The sequence below is a fragment of the Rhodanobacter geophilus genome (genome assembly GCF_040812275.1).
Taxonomy (GTDB): Bacteria; Pseudomonadota; Gammaproteobacteria; order Xanthomonadales; family Rhodanobacteraceae; genus Rhodanobacter_A; species Rhodanobacter_A geophilus.
The window spans coordinates 1-16,182 of the sequence record NZ_JBFOHL010000019.1 but is presented as its reverse complement, the minus strand read 5'-3'; the positions used below and the strand labels follow the sequence as shown (position 1 = coordinate 16,182).

Below are 16,182 nucleotides of genomic sequence, written 5' to 3'. Positions count from 1 at the left end.
GAGGGTTGGGGTGAGGGGCCGGGGCTTGCCTTGGACTCCATCGAAACCCGCTTCGATGCATTTTGCCGCAGGCCTGGTCCCCTCATCCGCCCCTCCGGGGCACCTTCTCCCCGGAGAGGAGAAGGAATTACGACACAGCCAGCGTGCGTTGCGCGGCCTCGATCACGCGCTCCATGCTGGGCAGGTACTTCATCTCCAGGCGGAACAGCGGGATGTGCGTGTCGGGGCCGGTGACGCGCTCGACCGGGGCCAGCAGGTCGTACAGGCATTCCTCGGCCACGCGCGCGGCGATCTCGGCGCCGAAGCCCGCGGTCTTGGGCGCTTCGTGCACGATCACGCAGCGGCCGGTCTTCTGCACCGATTCGGCGATGGTGTCGAAGTCCAGCGGGGTGAGCGTGGCGACGTCGATGACTTCGGCGCTGATGCCCTGCTTGGCGAGTTCGTCGGCGGCTTCCAGCGTTTCCTTCACCTGCGCGCCCCAGGTCACCAGGGTGACGTCGGTGCCGTCGCGCAGCACGAAGCACACGTCCAGCGGCAGCGCCTCGCCGTCGTCGGGCACCTCTTCCTTGTACTGGCGGTAGATGCGCTTGGGTTCGAGGAAGATCACCGGATCGGGATCGCGGATCGCCGCCAGCAGCAGGCCGTAGGCGCGCGCGGGCGAGGAAGGCAGCACCACGCGCAGGCCGGGGATGTTGGTGAACAGGTGCTCGTTCGCCTCGGAGTGGTGCTCCGGCGCGCGGATGCCGCCGCCCCACGGCGCACGCCACACGGCCGGCACGGTGAGGCGGCCGCGGGTGCGGTTGCGCATGCGCGCGGCGTGGCAGGCGATCTGCTCCATCATCGGGTAGATGAAGCCTTCGAACTGCGCCTCGGCCACCGGCTTCATGCCCTGCACGGCCAGGCCCACGGTGACGCCGGCGATGGTGGTCTCGTCCAGCGGCGTGTCCAGCACGCGCAGCTCGCCGAACTTTTCCTGCAGGCCCTGGGTGGCGCGGAACACGCCGCCGTTGACGCCCACGTCCTCGCCCAGCACCACGACGCTGTCGTCGTGCTTCATCTCGTAGGCCAGCGCCTGGGTGACGGCTTCGATGAGGGTGATCTGTGCCATGGCTCAGTGCGCCTTGTTTTCGTACGAGAGGACGAGATCGCGCTGCTTGGCGAGATCGGCGGGGATTTCGGCGAAGGTGTAGTCGAACATCGCCGTCACCGGCTGCGTCTTGGTCTCGAGGTAGGCATTCACCTCGTTGTCCATCCACTCGTCGCACTCGGCCTTCCAGGCCTCTTCCTTGGCGTCGTCCCACACGCCCTTGTCCACCAGCCAGGCGCGCAGGCGCTTCATCGGCTCCTTCGCCCAGGCGTCCTTCACTTCCTGCTCGCCGCGGTAGCGGCGCGCGTCGTCGGCGGTGGTGTGGTCGCCGAGGCGGTAGGTGACGGCTTCGATCACGCTGCCGCCCTCGCCGTTGCGGGCGCGCTCCAGCGCGTCCTCCATCGCCTTGCGCACGGCGATGATGTCGTTGCCGTCGACCTGGATGCAGTAGAGGCCCGCGGCGATGCCCTTCTGCGCCAGGGTGGGCGCGCCGGACTGGATCTTGCGCGGCACCGAGATCGCCCACTGGTTGTTGACGATCACCGCCACCAGCGGCAGGTTCTGCGCGCCGGCGATGTTGATGGCGCCGTAGAAGTCGCCCTTGGACGAGCCGCCGTCGCCGATGGTGCACACCGCCACGCGCTTCTCGCCGCGGATCTTGAACGCCAGCGCGCTGCCCGCGGCGTGCAGGCACTGCGTGGCGATCGGCACGCTCCAGGCGAAGTCGTGGCGCGCGGGTTCGTTCTGGTAGTCGTTGCCGCGCTCGTCGCCGCCCCAGTACATGTACACCTCGCGCGGCTGCACGCCGCGGTAGAGCTGTGCGCCGTATTCGCGGTAGCTCACCGCCAGCACGTCCTCGGGCTTCATCGCGCTGCCGATGCCGACGTGGGCGGCCTCGTGGCCGAGGCAACTGGCGTAGGTGCCCAGCTTGCCGGTACGCTGCAGCGCCACCGATTTCGCGTCGAACACACGGGTGGACATCATCAGCTTGTACAACTCGACCATGTGGTCGAGATCCTTGGCGAAGGCGGGCAGATCCTTGCGAACCTGCTTGCCCTCGGCATCGAGGTATTGCAGGTATTCGATTTCGAACTTGGCGGCGATGGACACGACTCGCTCCCGTTTGGACGGATGGGGATTGGGGGCGGCGGCCCATCCAGTGGGGCCTGACGCGCGAGGATCCCTTGCCGGACGACCGCCGTGGCGATCAAAACGGCCGGGAAAAGCCGTACATAGATAGCAGGCCGGCATGTTGCGTCGCAAGGCACGCCGCAGCATGCGGGCGGGTACGGGGCCCGCAAAAAGTGGCGCCGCGGCCGTGGCTTCGGTGTGCCGCGCGCAGCGGTTACCATGGCTGCTTTCGGCAGCCGCGATCGATCATGACGGACAACCAGCGCGAGCTCGAGGCGGGCATCGAACGCGACCTCTCGGGGCGCATGACCTACGCCGGCTACCTGCATCTGGACACCCTGCTGTCCGCGCAGCGGCCGGTGTCCGACCCGCCGTACCACGACGAGATGCTGTTCATCGTGCAGCACCATGTGGCGGAACTGTGGCTGAAGCTGCTGGTCCACGAGCTGCGCGCGGCGATGGCATTCATGCGCGGCGAGCGCATCGGTCCCGCGCTCAAGGTGCTGGCGCGGGTGAAGCAGATCCAGCGCCAGCTGTTCGAGCAGTGGGCGGTGCTGGAGACGATGACGCCGCACGAATACCTCGCCTTCCGCGACGCGCTGGGGCCGTCCTCCGGCTTCCAGTCGGCGCAGTACCGCACGGTGGAGTTCCTGCTCGGCAACAAGAACGCCGAGATGCTGGCGGTGTTCGCGCACGATCCGGCGGTCCAGGCCGGCCTGCGCGACACGCTGCATGCGCCCGGCCTGTACGACGAGGCGCTGCGCTGGCTGGCGCGGCGCGGCCACGCGGTGCCGGAGGACATCCTGGCGCGCGACGTCAGCCAGCCGTGGCAGCGCCACGACGGCTTGCTGCCGGTGTTCCGCGGCATCTACGAGGCGCCGGAAAGCTACTGGACCGAGTTCCACCTGTGCGAGACGCTGGTGGACATCGAGGAGAGCTTCCAGCTCTGGCGCTTCCGCCACATGAAGGCGGTGGAGCGCATCATCGGCCATCGCCGCGGCACCGGCGGTTCCTCCGGCGTGGGCTTCCTCAAGAAGGCGCTGGACCTCACTTTCTTCCCCGAGCTGCTGGAAGTGCGCACGGTGCTGGGCACTTGAGGATTTTGTCTTTGCGCTCATCCCTGATCGCGGGGATCCAACGGGCGGCCATTCATGGCCGCACTTTTCATAACATCCACTCACGCGCCACCGACTACTGGGGAACTTCATGAGCCAGACCATCGAGGCCGGCACCGACGCCGCGCCGGATTATCCGCAGCTGTTCGGCCATCCGCGCCCGCTGTGGATGCTGTTCATGACCGAGTTCTGGGAGCGCTTCGCGTTCTACAGCGTGAGCTGGGCGCTGGCGTTGTACATCGTGGCGCAGTTCTACCACGGCGACAGCTCGGGCCAGGCCTGGGCCAGCGCGATCTTCGGTTCGTACACCGCGCTGATCTACGGCACCGGCATCTTCGGCGGCTGGGTGGCGGACAAGCTTATCGGCTACCAGCGCACCATCCTGCTGGGCGCCGCGGTGATGGCGGCGGGGCTGTTCGCGCTGGCGGTGCCGTCGCGCCTGATGCTGCTGCTGGGCCTTGCACTGGTGATCGTGGGCGACGGCCTGTTCAAGCCGAACATCTCCTCGATGGTGGGCCAGCTCTACGGCCGCGACGATCCGCGCCGCGACCGCGGCTTCACCCTGTTCTACATGGGCATCAACGCGGGCGCGCTGGTGGCGCCGCTGCTCACCGGCTGGATGGCCGCGCAGTTCACCGACACGCCGCTTGAGCAGAACTACCGGCTGGTATTCATCGCCGCCGGCGTGGGCATGCTGCTGAGCCTGCTGTGGTTCTGGTTCGGCCGCCGCCAGCTGAAGGGCGTGGGCCGGCCGCTGCCCGGCGCGGAAAGCCGGCTGCGCGTGCTGTGGGTGTTCGCCGGCGTGATCGTGGCGGTGCCGGTGGTGTACTGGCTGCTCTCCGGCATCGGCGCCACCGGCCTGCAGTGGGTGCTGGGCCTGTTGTTCGTGGTGGTGGGCGCGATGCTGCTGGTGGAGGCGGCGCGGCACGGTCGCGTGCAGACGCACCGGGTGATCGCGATGCTGATCATCTTCGCGTTCAACGTGCTGTTCTGGATGTTCTATTACCAGCTCGGCACCACGTTCAATTTCCTTGCCGAGAACCTGGTGGACCGCAAGATGTTCGGCGGCTGGACCTTCCCGGTGGGCTGGTTCCAGTCGGTGAGCCCGCTGTCGATCATCGTGTTCGCGCCGCTGGTGGCGCTGGTCTGGGGCTGGCTGGATCGGTGCCGCCGCGAGCCGTCGATCCCGCGCAAGTTCGGCTTCGGCCTGGTCTTCAACGCGCTGGGCTTCCTGGTGCTGGTGTATGCGCTGTCGAAGCTGCTGGGCGCCAGCGGGCTGATCCCGTTCTGGCCGCTGGTGCTCTGCTACGTGATGCAGACGCTGGGCGAGCTGTGCCTGTCGCCGATCGGCCTGTCGATGGTGACCAAGCTGGCGCCGCCGCGGCTGGTGGGCTTCGCGATGGGCGGCTGGTTCCTGTCGCTGGCGGTGGGCGGCAACCTTTCGGGCCTGTTCGCCAGCCGCATCACCGGCGCGCACGGGCTCACCGCGGCTGCCGCATTGGGCGGGTTCACCTTCAGCTTCTGGCTGCTGCTGGGGGCGGGCGTGCTGCTGCTGCTGATCGCGCCGCTGGTGAACAAGCTCATGCACGGCGTGAAGTAACCCGGAGCCGACCACGGGCCATGGATGGCCCGACGCAGGGCGGGCGCAAGCGCCCACCCTGCGGAGCCTTGATCGGGCTGCGCCCGATCAAGGCGAGTCCCGGCAGGGCAGGAGCCCTGTCCGGGACATAGGCAAAGGCTTTGGGTTGGTGAGGCTCAGCGCTCCGCCTCGATCTCCCCCATCAGCTTGTCCAATATCCGCCGCAGCCAAGCCTGCTCTCCGGGTTCCAGCCGCGCCAGCAACTCCCGCTCCCGCTGCCGCGCCATCGGCGCCACCTCGTCGTGGATCTTCCAGCCGGCGGCGGTGAGGCCCAGCACCGAGCGGCGCTTGTCGCTGGCGTGGGTGTGGCGGCGCACGCGTCCGGCGGCGACCAGGCGCGCCAGCGCACGGCTCACCGCCACCTTGTCCATCGCGGTGCGCTCGGCCACTTCGCGGGCGGAGAGGCCGTCGAAGCGCGCCAGCACCGCCATCACCCGCCACTCGGTCACGCCGAGGTCGTGGCGCGCCTGGTAGTCGTCGGCGATCGCCTGGCTGACCGTGTTCGACACGATCGACAGCTGGTAGGGCACGAAGCGCTCCAGCTCCAGCGGCGCGTGATCGGGATGGCGTCCAGCGGGCATGCTGCGGTGTTCCTTGCAAATGGTTACAGATGAAACCATGATGGGTGCCTGGCCAGTGCGGTCGTCCGTGACCGCGAAGGTCACCCGGGCAGCCATCCATGGCTGCGGTGTGGTTCGTGCGGTCATCCATGACCGCGAAGATCACACGGGCAGCCATCCATGGCTGCACTTTTCACAAAAGCTTTCACATCGTAGCCCGTCGGAGATATCCCATGAACGCCCAGCCCAATCCCGGCATGCAGGTCACCACCTTCGAGAACCCGATGGGGATCAACGGCTTCGAGTTCGTCGAGTTCGCCGCCCCGGCCGGCCGTGCCGGCGAGCTGCATGCCCTGTTCAAGAGCATGGGCTTCAGCGCCGTGCTCAGGCACAAGGACCGTCCGATCACCGTGTACCGCCAGGGCGACGTGAACCTGCTGGTCAACGAGGATCCGGATTCCTACGCCGCAGGGTTCGCCAAGGTGCACGGACCCTGCGCCGCCGGCTTCGCCATCCGCTTCCGCAAGCCCGCCGGCGAAGTGCGCGCCACCGTGCTCGGCAACGGCGGCGAGGCGGTGAGCGAACTGGCCGAGCGTACCAGGGCGGTCGACGCGCCGGCGGTGAAGGGCATCGGCGACTGCACGCTGTACCTGGTCGATCGCTACGGCGACGCAGGCAGCATCTACGGCGACGACTACGCGCCGATTCCGGGCGCCGACCCGCATCCCAAGGGTTTCGGCCTCACCTTCATCGACCACCTCACGCACAACCTCTACTTCGGCAACATGCAGAAGTGGTCGGACTACTACGAGCGCCTGTTCAACTTCCGCGAGATCCGCTACTTCGACATCAAGGGCGCCAAGACCGGCCTGGTGTCGAAGGCGATGACCGCGCCGGACGGCATCGTGCGCATCCCGCTCAACGAGTCGAGCGATCCGAAGTCGCAGATCAACGAGTACCTCGACGCATACCATGGCGAAGGCATCCAGCACATCGCGCTGTTCACCGACAACATCTACGACACGGTGGAAGCGATGCGGGCGCAGGGCGTGGAATTCCTCGACACGCCGGCCACCTATTTCGACGTGATCGACCTGCGCATCCCGAACCACGGCGAGGACGTGCCGCGCCTGGCGAAGAACAAGATCCTGATCGACGCCGACCAGGAAACGAAGCAGCGCCTGCTGCTGCAGATCTTCACCCAGAACAACATCGGCCCGATCTTCTTCGAGATCATCCAGCGCAAGGGCAACGAGGGCTTCGGCGAGGGCAACTTCCAGGCGCTGTTCGAGAGCATCGAGCGCGACCAGATGAAGCGCGGCGTGCTTTGACGTTTTGAAGCCCCTCCCCCTGCGGGGGAGGGACTGGGGAGAGGTTCGGAAATGCCGGAACACATCAATCCACCATTGCCGACACGAACGCGCGAACAGTCGCGTGGGTTGCGCAAGTCGGGTACGGATGCGGAGCATAAGCTCTGGTATCACTTGCGTGCCGGCCGCTTGAACGGCCTGAAATTCCGCCGTCAGCACCCGGTTCCGCCCTACGTCGTGGATTTCTATTGCGAAGCGAAGAAACTGGTCGTGGAACTGGACGGCTCGCAACATGATGAAGTCGTCGACCAGGCACGCACGAAGTTTCTGGAGTCCCGCGGATTGAAGGTCTTGCGATACTGGGACAACGAAGTTCTGCAACAGATGGATGCGGTGCTCGAAGCGATCCTTCGCGCCGTGGAAAACCGAACCCTCACCCCAACCCCTCTCCCGGAGGGAGAGGGGCTTTGAAAGCGGAAGGCATGCTCATGTCGGTCGGCATCAACTATCAATCCGGCTTCGCCAACGAATTCGCCACCGAGGCCCTCCCCGGCACGCTGCCGGAAGGGCAGAACTCGCCGCAGCAGGCGCCGCACGGCCTGTACGCCGAGCAGCTGTCGGGCACCGCGTTCACCACGCCGCGCCACAGCAACCGGCGCAGCTGGCTGTACCGCATCCGCCCGGCGGCGATGCACCAGCCGTTCGAGGTGATGGCGCCCGGTCGCTTCCACAACCGTTTCAACGAGGTGCCGGCCAGCCCCAACCAGCTGCGCTGGAATCCGCTGCCGCTGCCCGCCGCGCCCACCGATTTCGTCGACGGCATCGTCACCATGGCCGGCAATGGCGGCGCGGCGGAGCAGTCGGGCATCGGCATCCACGTGTATGCGGCGAACCGCTCGATGCAGGGGCGCTACTTCTACGACGCCGACGGCGAGCTGCTGATCGTGCCGCAGCAGGGGCGCCTGCGCCTGGCCACCGAACTTGGCGTGATCGAGCTGGAGCCGCTGGAGGTCGCGGTGATCCCGCGCGGCGTGCGCTTCCGCGTGGAGCTGCTGGACGATGCCGCGCGCGGCTACATCGCCGAGAACTTCGGCGCGCTGCTGCGCCTGCCGGACCTTGGCCCGATCGGCAGCAACGGCCTGGCCAACCCGCGCGACTTCCTCACCCCGGTGGCGGCGTACGAGGACGTCGAGGGCGACTTCGAACTGGTGGCCAAGTTCCAGGGCCACCTGTGGCGCGCGAAGATCGACCACTCGCCGCTGGATGTGGTCGGCTGGCACGGCAACTACGCGCCGTACAAGTACGACCTGCGCCGCTTCAACACGATCGGCTCGATCAGCTACGACCACCCGGACCCGAGCATCTTCCTGGTGCTGCACTCGCCCAGCGACACGGCGGGCGTGAGCAACATGGATTTCGTGATCTTCCCGCCGCGCTGGCTGGTGGCGCAGCACACCTTCCGCCCGCCGTGGTTCCACCGCAACATCGCCAGCGAGTTCATGGGCCTGGTCACCGGCGCCTACGACGCCAAGGCGGAAGGCTTCGTGCCGGGCGGCGCCTCGCTGCACAATTGCATGAGCGGCCACGGCCCGGACGCGGCGACCTACGAGAAGGCCTCGACGCGCGACCTGTCCTGGCCCGACGTGATCACCGGCACCATGGCCTTCATGTTCGAGGCGCGCCGCGTGCTCCATCCGACCCGGCAGGCGCTGGAGTCGAAGGACCTGCAGGGCAACTACCACGAGTGCTGGCAGGGCATCCGCAAGCATTTCACCGGCAACAAGGAGCCTGCCGGACTTTGATTGGCCGGTCGGCGCATCAAAGCCCGACAGGCTCCTGGGCGCCGGGCACCCCATCAACCGAGAACGAATGGACCGACGCCATCGCGTGGTCCGCGGAGCGAAACATGAAACTGGGTTCCCTGAAGGAAGGCGGCCGCGACGGCACGCTGGTCGTGGTCAGCCGCGACCTCGGCATCGCGGTGAAGGCCGCCGGCATCGCCGCCACCCTGCAGGCGGCGCTGGACGACTGGTCGAACCTGGCGCCGCGCCTCAATGCGCTGTCCGACGAGTTGAACGCGGGCAGCGCCGCCGGTGCGTTCGCGCTGGACATGACGGCGCTGGCTTCGCCCCTGCCGCGCGCCTACGAGTTCGTCGACGGCAGCGCCTACCTGCCGCACGTGGAGCGCGTGCGCAAGGCGCGCGGCGCCGAGGTGCCGGCCTCGTTCTACACCGACCCGCTGATGTACCAGGCCACCAGCGCCGGCTTCCTCGGCCCGCGCGATCCGGTCGTCGTGCCCAGCGAGGACTACGGCATCGACCTGGAGGCCGAGGTCGTCGTGGTCACCGACGACGTGCCGATGGCGGCCACGCCCGCCGAGGCGGCCGCACACATCCAGCTCGTCGGCCTGGTCAACGACGTCTCGCTGCGCGGGCTGATCCCGGGCGAGCTGGCCAAGAGCTTCGGCTTCCTGCAGAGCAAGCCGCGTTCGGCGCTGTCGCCGGTGCTGGTCACGCCCGACGAACTGGGCGGGGCCTGGCAGGACGAGAAGCTGCACCTGCCGATGCGCACCTGGCTCAACGGCGCGTGGTTCGGCGAGGCCGAATGCGGCGTGGACATGCAGTTCAGCTTCGCCCAGCTGGTGGCGCACGCGGCGAAGACGCGCCCGCTCGCCGCCGGCACCATCGTCGGCTCCGGCACCATCGCGAACCAGGACACCTCCAAGGGCGCCTCCTGCCTCGCCGAGCAGCGCACGGTGGAGACGCTGCGCGACGGCAAGCCCGCGACGCCGTTCCTGAAGTACGGCGACACGCTGCGCATCGAGATCACCGACCAGGCGGGCGCCTCGATCTTCGGCGCGATCGAGCAGCGCATCGCGCCGCTGGCGCGCTGACCGCGGCACGACGGATGCGCCGGCCCGCGCGCCGGCGCACACTGGGCGTCTCTCCGTCCCGCCGCGAGGTGCCCCATGCATCACAGTCGCCTGTGCGCCCTGGTCCTGGACTGCAGGGTCGACGACCTGGCCGATGCCGCGAGATTCTGGAGCGCGGCGCTGGGCAAGCCCGTCGCCACGCCCGACCAGGATGGCGACGGCCGCTATGCCGAGCTGCGCACGGCCGACGACGAGCCGCTGATCCTGCTGCAGAAGGTCGAGCACGAGAGCCGCGTGCACCTGGACATCGAGACCGACGACCTCGAAGCCGAGGCGACGCGGCTGGAACAGTTGGGCGCGCGGCGCATCGCCTTCGTGCGCCAGCGCTGGTGGGTGATGGAGGCGCCCAGCGGGCAGCGTTTCTGCATCGTGCGCAAGCAGCGCACGGCCTTCGGCCCGCATCTCAACCGCTGGGATTGAATCCGCGCCGGTGGCGATTCAGCCGCGGCGGCGCCACAACCGTGCGCGCAGCGGCAAGGCCAGCACCAGCACGCCGGCAAAGGCGCCGTAGCCGCAGAGCGCGGGCAGCACCTGCTGCCAGATCGCGCCGCTGGCGCGCCGTCCGGCCTCGTCGGGCACGGGCAGCTGCACCGCGTCGAAACCGAGCAGGCCGGCGTACGCCGCGGCGGTGAACGCCAGCAGCAGCGCCAGTGCGTCGAACAGCCGTCGTGCCGGCGTGCGCGGCAGCGACTTCGGGTAGCTCGCGTAGGCCCAGCCGAGGATCAGCAGCCAGGGCGCGAGCAGCAGCAGGGCGAGGTAGCGCACCGGGGTCGCCTCGTCAGTCCTGCGCGGCCAGCTGTGCCAGCGCTTCGCGCAGGCGCGCGAGCAGCTCGTCGCCGGCCTGCGGGGTGCGGGCGACGGCCTCGCCGTCCAGTTCCAGCACCAGCGCATCGCCGTCTTCGCGCAGCACGGCGGCATGGCCCAGCTGGCGGATGCGCTGCTGCAGCGTGCCGGCCGCCTTGGGGTCGGCGAACGGCATCGAGAGCAGCAGCTCCTCGCCGTCGGCGGCGAACAGGCGGAAGCGGAAGCCGGCGGCGCCGTCGCGGAAGCTGGCGAAGCGCGGCGCCTTGCCGGCCTTCGCCGCGGCGGGCCTGTCCGACTTGGCGGCAGGTACGGCGCCCATGGCGCGCAGGCCGATGGCGTCGCGGATCGCGGCGAGCTTGGGCGTGGCAATGGCGCGCGCCTTGGCCGCGCCATCGCGCAGGATCGCCTCGATCTCGTCCGGCTTGGCGATCAGCGCCTCGTAGCGCTCGCGCATCGGCGCCACGTCGGTCTCGATGCGCTCGAACAGGCGCTGCTTGGCCTCGCCCCAGCCGATGCCGTCGAGCAGCGCCTGGCGGAATGCCGCGCTCTCGGCCGGGTCGGCGAAGGCGCGGAAGATCGTGTACAGCGCGGAGCTGTCCGGGTCTTTCGGTTCGCCCGGCGCGCGCGAGTCGGTGACGATGCGCATGACCGCCTCGCGCAGCGCCTTCGCGCCGCCGGCGAACAACGGGATGGTGTTGTCGTAGCTCTTGGACATCTTGCGGCCGTCCAGGCCCGGCAGCGTGGCCACCTCTTCCTCGATCTGCACCTCGGGCAGCACGAAGAAGTCGCGGCCGTGGAGGTGGTTGAAGCGTTGCGCGATGTCGCGCGCCATCTCCAGGTGCTGGATCTGGTCGCGGCCCACCGGCACCTTGTGCGCGTCGAAGGCGAGGATGTCGGCGGCCATCAGCACCGGGTACATGTACAGGCCCGCGGTGACGCCGGCGTCCGGGTCCTCGCCCGCTTCGACGTTCTTGTCCATCGCTGCCTTGTAGGCGTGCGCGCGGTTGAGCAGGCCCTTGGCGGTGACGCAGGTGAGGAACCAGGTCAGCTCGGGAATCTCGGGGATGTCCGATTGCCGGTAGAAGGTCACGCGCGCGGGATCCAGCCCGGCGGCCAGCCAGGTCGCCGCGATCTCCAGCCGCGAGCGCTCGATGCGCGCGGCGTCGTCGCTCTTGATCAGCGCGTGGTAGTCGGCGAGGAAGAAGAACGCGTCGACGTCGCCGCGCCGGCTGGCGGCGATCGCCGGGCGGATCGCGCCCGCGTAGTTGCCCAGGTGCGGGGTGCCGGTGGTGGTGATGCCGGTGAGGACTCGGGTCTGCATGTCTCGATTTCGCCAGGGGCCGCGCTCAGCGCAGCAGGGTGGATTTGCCGAACAGCGACTCGACCAGGTCCACCGCCAGTTTCGCGGTCTGGTTGCGCTTGTCGAACGCGGGGTTGAGTTCCACGATGTCGAGCGAGCGCAACCTGCCGCAGTCGGCGATCATTTCCATGCACAGCTGCGCCTCGCGGTAGTTCGGGCCGCCGCGCACCGTGGTGCCCACGCCGGGGGCGATGCCGGGGTCGAGGAAGTCCACGTCGAAACTCACGTGCAGATGGGTGTCGCCATCCATGTCGGCCAGCGCTTCCTCCATCGTGCGGCGCATGCCCACTTCGTCGATGCTGCGCATGTCGTGGACGGCCATCTTCGCCTCGCGCACCAGTTGCTTCTCGCCCTCGTCCACCGAGCGGATGCCGATCTGGCGGAACACCCCGGGCGCGGTCGCCGGCACGTGGCCGCCGATCCCCACCAGTTCGGCCGGGCCGTTGCCGCACAGGCAGGCCACCGGCATGCCGTGGATGTTGCCCGAGGGGGTGATCGTGGCGGTGTTGAAGTCGGCATGCGCATCCAGCCACAGCACGCGCAGCTTCCTGCCCTGTTCGCGGCAGTGCCGCGCGATCGCGCTGATCGAGCCGATCGCCAGGCAGTGGTCGCCGCCCAGCATGACCGGCAGGCGGTCATGCGCCAGTTCGTCGTGGATCGCCGCGTGCACCACCTGGTTCCACGCCACCACTTCGGCGAGGTGGCGGTAGCCGTTCACCGGCGGCAGCCACGGGTTGTGCGGGCCGTGCAGGTTGCCGCGGTCGACCACGTCCAGGCCGCGCGCGCGCAGCTTCTCCGCGATCTGCGCCACGCGCAGCGCCTCCGGCCCCATCGAGGCGCCGCGATGGCCGGCGCCGATGTCGGTGGGCACGCCCACCAGGGCGATGGTCTGCTTGCTCATGTTGCCGTATCCACGTCGATGACTTGCAGCCATCAAGTGTAACGGGTCGGCTGCAACGTGGCCGCAACGGTCGAACCGCGCGCATGGATGGTGCGCGGCGTACGGCGAAGGAGGGTGGTGCCGGCAGCAGGAATCGAACCCGCGACCTACTGATTACAAATCAGTTGCTCTACCAACTGAGCTATGCCGGCGTGGGGCGGGATTCTAGCAGGGGCGGCCTCAAAAGCAGCTGGTGCTGTGCGAGCCCACGCCGTCGGCGCGGATACGGCTGCGCCAGTCGAAGCCGCTGCGGTCGGCCACCAGGTCGAGCCAGTATTGCGGCACGCTCTCGGTGCGTTCGGTGATGCGGGCGGGGAAGCCGGCAGCGGTCACGTCGGCGCGGCGCTTGCGTGCGTTGTCCTGGTCCTTGAACAGGCCCAGCGAGATCGTGTTGGGCTGGTCGCCGCCGCCGACCACGAAGTAGTCCTTGATGCCGTGTGTGGCGAGCTGGCGGGTCAGCGCCAGCGCCTGCGCGCGACTGCCGGGCGCGGGCAGGTAGACCCACCAGCTGTGCGACTGGGCGACCTGTTCCTGGCGCGAGCGCATGCGCTGGGTCAGTGGTGCCAGCGCGCCGCGCGCCTGCTGCAGGTCGTGCGGCGTGGCGAACGGGCCCAGGGTGAGGCAGCGAAGCTCGTCGGGCGCATTCGCGTTCGTCGCGACGGGGGCGGAGGCGGCGACGCTGCCCGCGGCCGCCGTGGTGGCCGCCTGCGCGGGCAGCTCGGAAAGCAGGTGCAGCTCCGGCACGCCCGGGTCGGTGGCCGGGGGCACATGCGCATACGGCTGGCCCAGCAGCAGCCAGGCCGCAGCCACGATGTTGAGCATGACCAGCAGCACGAACAGCAATCGCAGAAACATCGATCCCCCGTCATCCACGTCCGCGGCCGACGGCATGTCGGGCCGCGCGCGCATCTATTGTGCCGCGGCCCATGCCGCCAGTCCGTGCAGCACGCTGTCGTGCGCGAGTTGCGCCGGCACGGCGAGCAGGGGCAGCAGCGCATCCGCATCGCCGCCGCCCAGGCGCAGCACGGGCGCGCCGCCCAGCGCGGGCGCCATGCGCGCGGCGAAGCGCTCGATCAGCGCCGCCGCCGCCAGCCAGCAGCCGGAAGCCACCGCGTCGGCGGTGTTGTCCGCCGCCTCCACGATCACACCCGCGCGCGCGGGGCGCACGCGCGCGGTGGCGTCCAGCAGGGACTGCTGCATCAGCCGCGGTCCCGGCGCGATCAGGCCGCCGAGATGGCGGCCATCGGCGGCCAGCGCGTCCAGCGTGAGCGCGGTGCCCACGCCGGCCAGCACGCAGGGCGCGAGGCCGTCGGCGCGGGCGGCGACCATGGCGAGGAAGCGGTCCACGCCCAGCCGTTGCGGTTCGGCATAGGCGTTGCGCACGCCGCAGGCCGCGGCGGGCGTGCGCAACCAGGCCACTTCGCGCATGAAGGTCGCGGCGGCGACTCGGGCGACGAGCTGTTCGCGCGTCGCGTCGACGACCGAGGCGCCGAACACGGCTTCGGGTGCGGGCAGCGACGACCAGGCCGCGGCCAGCGTCTCCGCCACGTCCCCGTCCCATGCCACCGCGCCGCCGGCGAGCGCCTCGCCGTCGCGGTGCAGCGCCCACTTCAGGCGCGTGTTGCCCAGATCCAGCAGGAGCCTGTTCATGCGCGGCGCACCGTGACGTCGGCGCTGTCGATGCGCTGCAGTTCGCCGTCGGGCAGGCGCAGCAACAGGGCGCCACGGCTGTCCACGCCGGCGCCGATGCCGTCGCGCTCGCCGCCCGCGCCGCTGAGCCGCAGCGGCTGGCCGCGCAACAGGTCGTGGCGGGCATAGTCGTCGGCGAAGGCGGCGAAGCCCTCGCGCTCGAACTGGCGCAGGCCCTCGACCAGCGTGGCGACCAGCGCGGCGGCCACGCGATTGCGGTCCGGCGGCGTGCCGCCGGCCAGGGTGGCGAGGTCGCAGGCGGGCTGGCCGGCCTGTGCGCGCAGCGCGTCGGTGAGCCGCAGGTTGAGGCCGATGCCGATCACCGCGGCGCACGGGCCCTGGTATTCGCCGCTGAGCTCGACCAGGATGCCGGCCAGCTTGCCGGGCGCCTGCCCGGGCGCGGCGGCCAGCACGTCGTTCGGCCATTTCAGGCCCGCGCCGGCGATGTCCAGTGATTCCAGCGTGCGCAGCACGACCACGCCGATCGCCAGCGACAGCCCCGACAACGCCGCGAAGCCGCTGTCGAAACGTTTCAGGCAGGACAGGTAGAGATTCAATCCGGGTGGCGACAGCCAGGTGCGGCCACGCCGGCCGCGTCCGGCGCTCTGCGTCTCGGCCAGCACCACGCCGAGATCCGGTGCCGTGGCGCCGCGGCGCTGCAGTTCGCTGGAGGTGGAGTCCAGCTCCCAGTGCACCTCCAGCGCGCCCAGCCGCCTGGCGACGGCGGCGGGCAGCGCGGCGCGGATGCGCGCGGCGTCCAGCAGCTGCAGCGGCCACGGCAGCCGGTAGCCGCGCGTGCCCTCGGCCTGGATCGGCACGCCGCGCGCGCGCAGCGCCTCGATCTGTTTCCATACGGCGGCGCGGGTCACGCCGGTCCGGGCGGCCAGTTCGACACCGGAAAGCGGGTTGCCCGTGGCCAGCTCGGCCAGCAATTCGGCCGGCTGCATCAGCAGCCCGCCCGGGAGTCTGCCGGGGCGGCGGTGCGCCTAGGCGCTACCGTGGCGAGGCGGCAGGAGAGGGTGGAGGTCGCAGGCATCCGGCGGATTCTAGCCGGGCGCGGCGGATCGGGCACGGCCCGGGCCGCGGCACTGGCATCGGCCGGGCGTTTCTGCGACGATCGAAGGCCTCGCTTGTGGATCAAGGGGTTGCATGCCATGAGTGCCAGACACTGGATGATCGGTTGCCTGATCGGCCTCGCCGGCATGGGCAGCGCCATGGCGACGGACATGGATGCCCACGACATCACCGCAGGCAGCCACAACACGGCCGACAGCAGCTCCCGCGACACCGGCAGCAGCAATGGCGGCGACGTGCTCGGGCTCAATCGCGACTGCCCCTCGTCGCGGCACGCCAACGATGCGGACGCCAGCGACTCCGACAGCCACGGCGGTGGCACGGCCGGCGGCAGCGAACACGGCGGTCGCATCTCCGCTCCCACCAGTGCGCGACCGGCCGCCCTGGGCTGGCAATCGCTGTTGCCCGGCTCGATCCAGTAGGAGCAACTGTCTTCACCCCGGGTTGGGCACTCTCCATTCGGTGCGGTCACGGGCCATGGCGTTGAGGCGGGTGAGGAGGACGCGCATGCAGGCGGTGATGGCGACCTTGGCGCACTTGC

General features: G+C 69.5%; 17 protein-coding genes and 1 tRNA gene. 8 read left to right on the top strand and 10 right to left on the bottom strand.

Annotated features, from left to right (window positions below; all coding sequences use genetic code 11):
* Positions 1 to 127: 127 nt before the first annotated feature.
* Complete coding sequence (locus tag ABQJ56_RS16115) at positions 128 to 1,108, bottom strand: alpha-ketoacid dehydrogenase subunit beta (protein ID WP_367846042.1); 981 nt, start codon at positions 1,106 to 1,108, stop codon at positions 128 to 130.
* 3 nt (positions 1,109 to 1,111) lie between these two features.
* On the bottom strand, positions 1,112 to 2,197 hold the full coding sequence (gene pdhA, locus ABQJ56_RS16110) for a pyruvate dehydrogenase (acetyl-transferring) E1 component subunit alpha (protein WP_367846041.1): 1,086 nt from the start codon (positions 2,195 to 2,197) through the stop codon (positions 1,112 to 1,114).
* A 269-nt stretch (positions 2,198 to 2,466) separates the two neighbouring features.
* On the opposite strand from pdhA, the gene ABQJ56_RS16105 reads away from it, so the two are divergent.
* Complete coding sequence (locus ABQJ56_RS16105; protein ID WP_367846040.1) at positions 2,467 to 3,315, top strand: tryptophan 2,3-dioxygenase; 849 nt, start codon at positions 2,467 to 2,469, stop codon at positions 3,313 to 3,315.
* 109 nt (positions 3,316 to 3,424) lie between these two features.
* Positions 3,425 to 4,933: a peptide MFS transporter gene (locus tag ABQJ56_RS16100; protein WP_367846039.1), complete on the top strand. Its 1,509-nt coding sequence runs from the start codon at positions 3,425 to 3,427 to the stop codon at positions 4,931 to 4,933.
* 155 nt (positions 4,934 to 5,088) lie between these two features.
* On the opposite strand, the gene ABQJ56_RS16095 is transcribed toward ABQJ56_RS16100, so the two are convergent.
* Positions 5,089 to 5,553, bottom strand: a complete 465-nt coding sequence (locus ABQJ56_RS16095) for a MarR family winged helix-turn-helix transcriptional regulator (RefSeq protein WP_367846038.1) — start codon at positions 5,551 to 5,553, stop codon at positions 5,089 to 5,091.
* Positions 5,554 to 5,765: 212 nt separating this feature from the next.
* On the opposite strand from ABQJ56_RS16095, the gene hppD reads away from it, so the two are divergent.
* The 5 genes from hppD (at position 5,766) to ABQJ56_RS16070 (ending at position 10,194) form a co-directional block, all read left to right on the top strand.
* Positions 5,766 to 6,863 (top strand): 4-hydroxyphenylpyruvate dioxygenase, encoded by a 1,098-nt coding sequence (gene hppD / locus ABQJ56_RS16090; protein ID WP_367846037.1) that lies wholly within the window; start codon positions 5,766 to 5,768, stop codon positions 6,861 to 6,863.
* Positions 6,864 to 6,914: 51 nt separating this feature from the next.
* Complete coding sequence (locus ABQJ56_RS16085; RefSeq protein WP_367846036.1) at positions 6,915 to 7,313, top strand: endonuclease domain-containing protein; 399 nt, start codon at positions 6,915 to 6,917, stop codon at positions 7,311 to 7,313.
* 17 nt (positions 7,314 to 7,330) lie between these two features.
* Entirely contained in the window at positions 7,331 to 8,644 is a 1,314-nt protein-coding gene (gene hmgA / locus ABQJ56_RS16080; protein ID WP_437343447.1) for a homogentisate 1,2-dioxygenase, read from the top strand.
* A gap of 104 nt (positions 8,645 to 8,748) precedes the next feature.
* Positions 8,749 to 9,735 (top strand): fumarylacetoacetate hydrolase family protein, encoded by a 987-nt coding sequence (locus ABQJ56_RS16075; protein ID WP_367846034.1) that lies wholly within the window; start codon positions 8,749 to 8,751, stop codon positions 9,733 to 9,735.
* A gap of 75 nt (positions 9,736 to 9,810) precedes the next feature.
* Positions 9,811 to 10,194 carry a VOC family protein gene (locus ABQJ56_RS16070; RefSeq protein ID WP_367846033.1) on the top strand — a complete coding sequence of 128 codons (384 nt, stop codon included), beginning with the start codon at positions 9,811 to 9,813 and terminating at the stop codon, positions 10,192 to 10,194.
* Between the two features lie 18 nt (positions 10,195 to 10,212).
* On the opposite strand, the gene ABQJ56_RS16065 is transcribed toward ABQJ56_RS16070, so the two are convergent.
* The 7 genes from ABQJ56_RS16065 to ABQJ56_RS16035 all read right to left on the bottom strand — a co-directional run bounded on the left by ABQJ56_RS16065 (position 10,213) and on the right by ABQJ56_RS16035 (position 15,514).
* Positions 10,213 to 10,539 carry a hypothetical protein gene (locus ABQJ56_RS16065; protein ID WP_367846032.1) on the bottom strand — a complete coding sequence of 109 codons (327 nt, stop codon included), beginning with the start codon at positions 10,537 to 10,539 and terminating at the stop codon, positions 10,213 to 10,215.
* 13 nt (positions 10,540 to 10,552) lie between these two features.
* Positions 10,553 to 11,899 (bottom strand): tryptophan--tRNA ligase, encoded by a 1,347-nt coding sequence (locus ABQJ56_RS16060; RefSeq protein ID WP_367846031.1) that lies wholly within the window; start codon positions 11,897 to 11,899, stop codon positions 10,553 to 10,555.
* Positions 11,900 to 11,924: 25 nt separating this feature from the next.
* Positions 11,925 to 12,839: an arginase gene (gene rocF, locus ABQJ56_RS16055; RefSeq protein ID WP_367846030.1), complete on the bottom strand. Its 915-nt coding sequence runs from the start codon at positions 12,837 to 12,839 to the stop codon at positions 11,925 to 11,927.
* Positions 12,840 to 12,954: 115 nt separating this feature from the next.
* Positions 12,955 to 13,030, bottom strand: a tRNA-Thr gene (locus tag ABQJ56_RS16050).
* Positions 13,031 to 13,058: 28 nt separating this feature from the next.
* Positions 13,059 to 13,733, bottom strand: coding sequence for an SPOR domain-containing protein (locus tag ABQJ56_RS16045; RefSeq protein ID WP_367846029.1), 675 nt, complete (start codon positions 13,731 to 13,733; stop codon positions 13,059 to 13,061).
* Positions 13,734 to 13,787: 54 nt separating this feature from the next.
* Positions 13,788 to 14,528, bottom strand: coding sequence for a type III pantothenate kinase (locus ABQJ56_RS16040; protein ID WP_367846028.1), 741 nt, complete (start codon positions 14,526 to 14,528; stop codon positions 13,788 to 13,790).
* Positions 14,525 to 15,514: a biotin--[acetyl-CoA-carboxylase] ligase gene (locus ABQJ56_RS16035; RefSeq protein WP_367846027.1), complete on the bottom strand. Its 990-nt coding sequence runs from the start codon at positions 15,512 to 15,514 to the stop codon at positions 14,525 to 14,527. The genes ABQJ56_RS16040 and ABQJ56_RS16035 overlap by 4 nt, the downstream gene beginning before the upstream one ends.
* Before the next feature lie 207 nt (positions 15,515 to 15,721).
* Between ABQJ56_RS16035 and ABQJ56_RS16030 the strand changes: the two genes are divergently transcribed.
* Positions 15,722 to 16,063 (top strand): hypothetical protein, encoded by a 342-nt coding sequence (locus ABQJ56_RS16030; RefSeq protein ID WP_367846026.1) that lies wholly within the window; start codon positions 15,722 to 15,724, stop codon positions 16,061 to 16,063.
* The last annotated feature ends 119 nt before the right edge of the window (positions 16,064 to 16,182 follow it).

What these genes read in the sequence shown, in the direction of transcription:
- ABQJ56_RS16040 (WP_367846028.1), bottom strand. Translation starts at nt 14,528, where the DNA reads ATGAACAGGCTCCTGCTGGATCTGGGCAACACGCGCCTGAAGTGGGCG.
- rocF (WP_367846030.1), bottom strand. Translation starts at nt 12,839, where the DNA reads ATGAGCAAGCAGACCATCGCCCTGGTGGGCGTGCCCACCGACATCGGC.
- ABQJ56_RS16100 (WP_367846039.1), top strand. Translation starts at nt 3,425, where the DNA reads ATGAGCCAGACCATCGAGGCCGGCACCGACGCCGCGCCGGATTATCCG.
- ABQJ56_RS16030 (WP_367846026.1), top strand. Translation starts at nt 15,722, where the DNA reads ATGAGTGCCAGACACTGGATGATCGGTTGCCTGATCGGCCTCGCCGGC.
- ABQJ56_RS16095 (WP_367846038.1), bottom strand. Translation starts at nt 5,553, where the DNA reads ATGCCCGCTGGACGCCATCCCGATCACGCGCCGCTGGAGCTGGAGCGC.
- ABQJ56_RS16105 (WP_367846040.1), top strand. Translation starts at nt 2,467, where the DNA reads ATGACGGACAACCAGCGCGAGCTCGAGGCGGGCATCGAACGCGACCTC.
- ABQJ56_RS16070 (WP_367846033.1), top strand. Translation starts at nt 9,811, where the DNA reads ATGCATCACAGTCGCCTGTGCGCCCTGGTCCTGGACTGCAGGGTCGAC.
- ABQJ56_RS16060 (WP_367846031.1), bottom strand. Translation starts at nt 11,899, where the DNA reads ATGCAGACCCGAGTCCTCACCGGCATCACCACCACCGGCACCCCGCAC.
- ABQJ56_RS16075 (WP_367846034.1), top strand. Translation starts at nt 8,749, where the DNA reads ATGAAACTGGGTTCCCTGAAGGAAGGCGGCCGCGACGGCACGCTGGTC.
- ABQJ56_RS16085 (WP_367846036.1), top strand. Translation starts at nt 6,915, where the DNA reads ATGCCGGAACACATCAATCCACCATTGCCGACACGAACGCGCGAACAG.
- hppD (WP_367846037.1), top strand. Translation starts at nt 5,766, where the DNA reads ATGAACGCCCAGCCCAATCCCGGCATGCAGGTCACCACCTTCGAGAAC.
- hmgA (WP_437343447.1), top strand. Translation starts at nt 7,331, where the DNA reads ATGTCGGTCGGCATCAACTATCAATCCGGCTTCGCCAACGAATTCGCC.
- ABQJ56_RS16045 (WP_367846029.1), bottom strand. Translation starts at nt 13,733, where the DNA reads ATGTTTCTGCGATTGCTGTTCGTGCTGCTGGTCATGCTCAACATCGTG.
- ABQJ56_RS16035 (WP_367846027.1), bottom strand. Translation starts at nt 15,514, where the DNA reads ATGCAGCCGGCCGAATTGCTGGCCGAGCTGGCCACGGGCAACCCGCTT.
- ABQJ56_RS16115 (WP_367846042.1), bottom strand. Translation starts at nt 1,108, where the DNA reads ATGGCACAGATCACCCTCATCGAAGCCGTCACCCAGGCGCTGGCCTAC.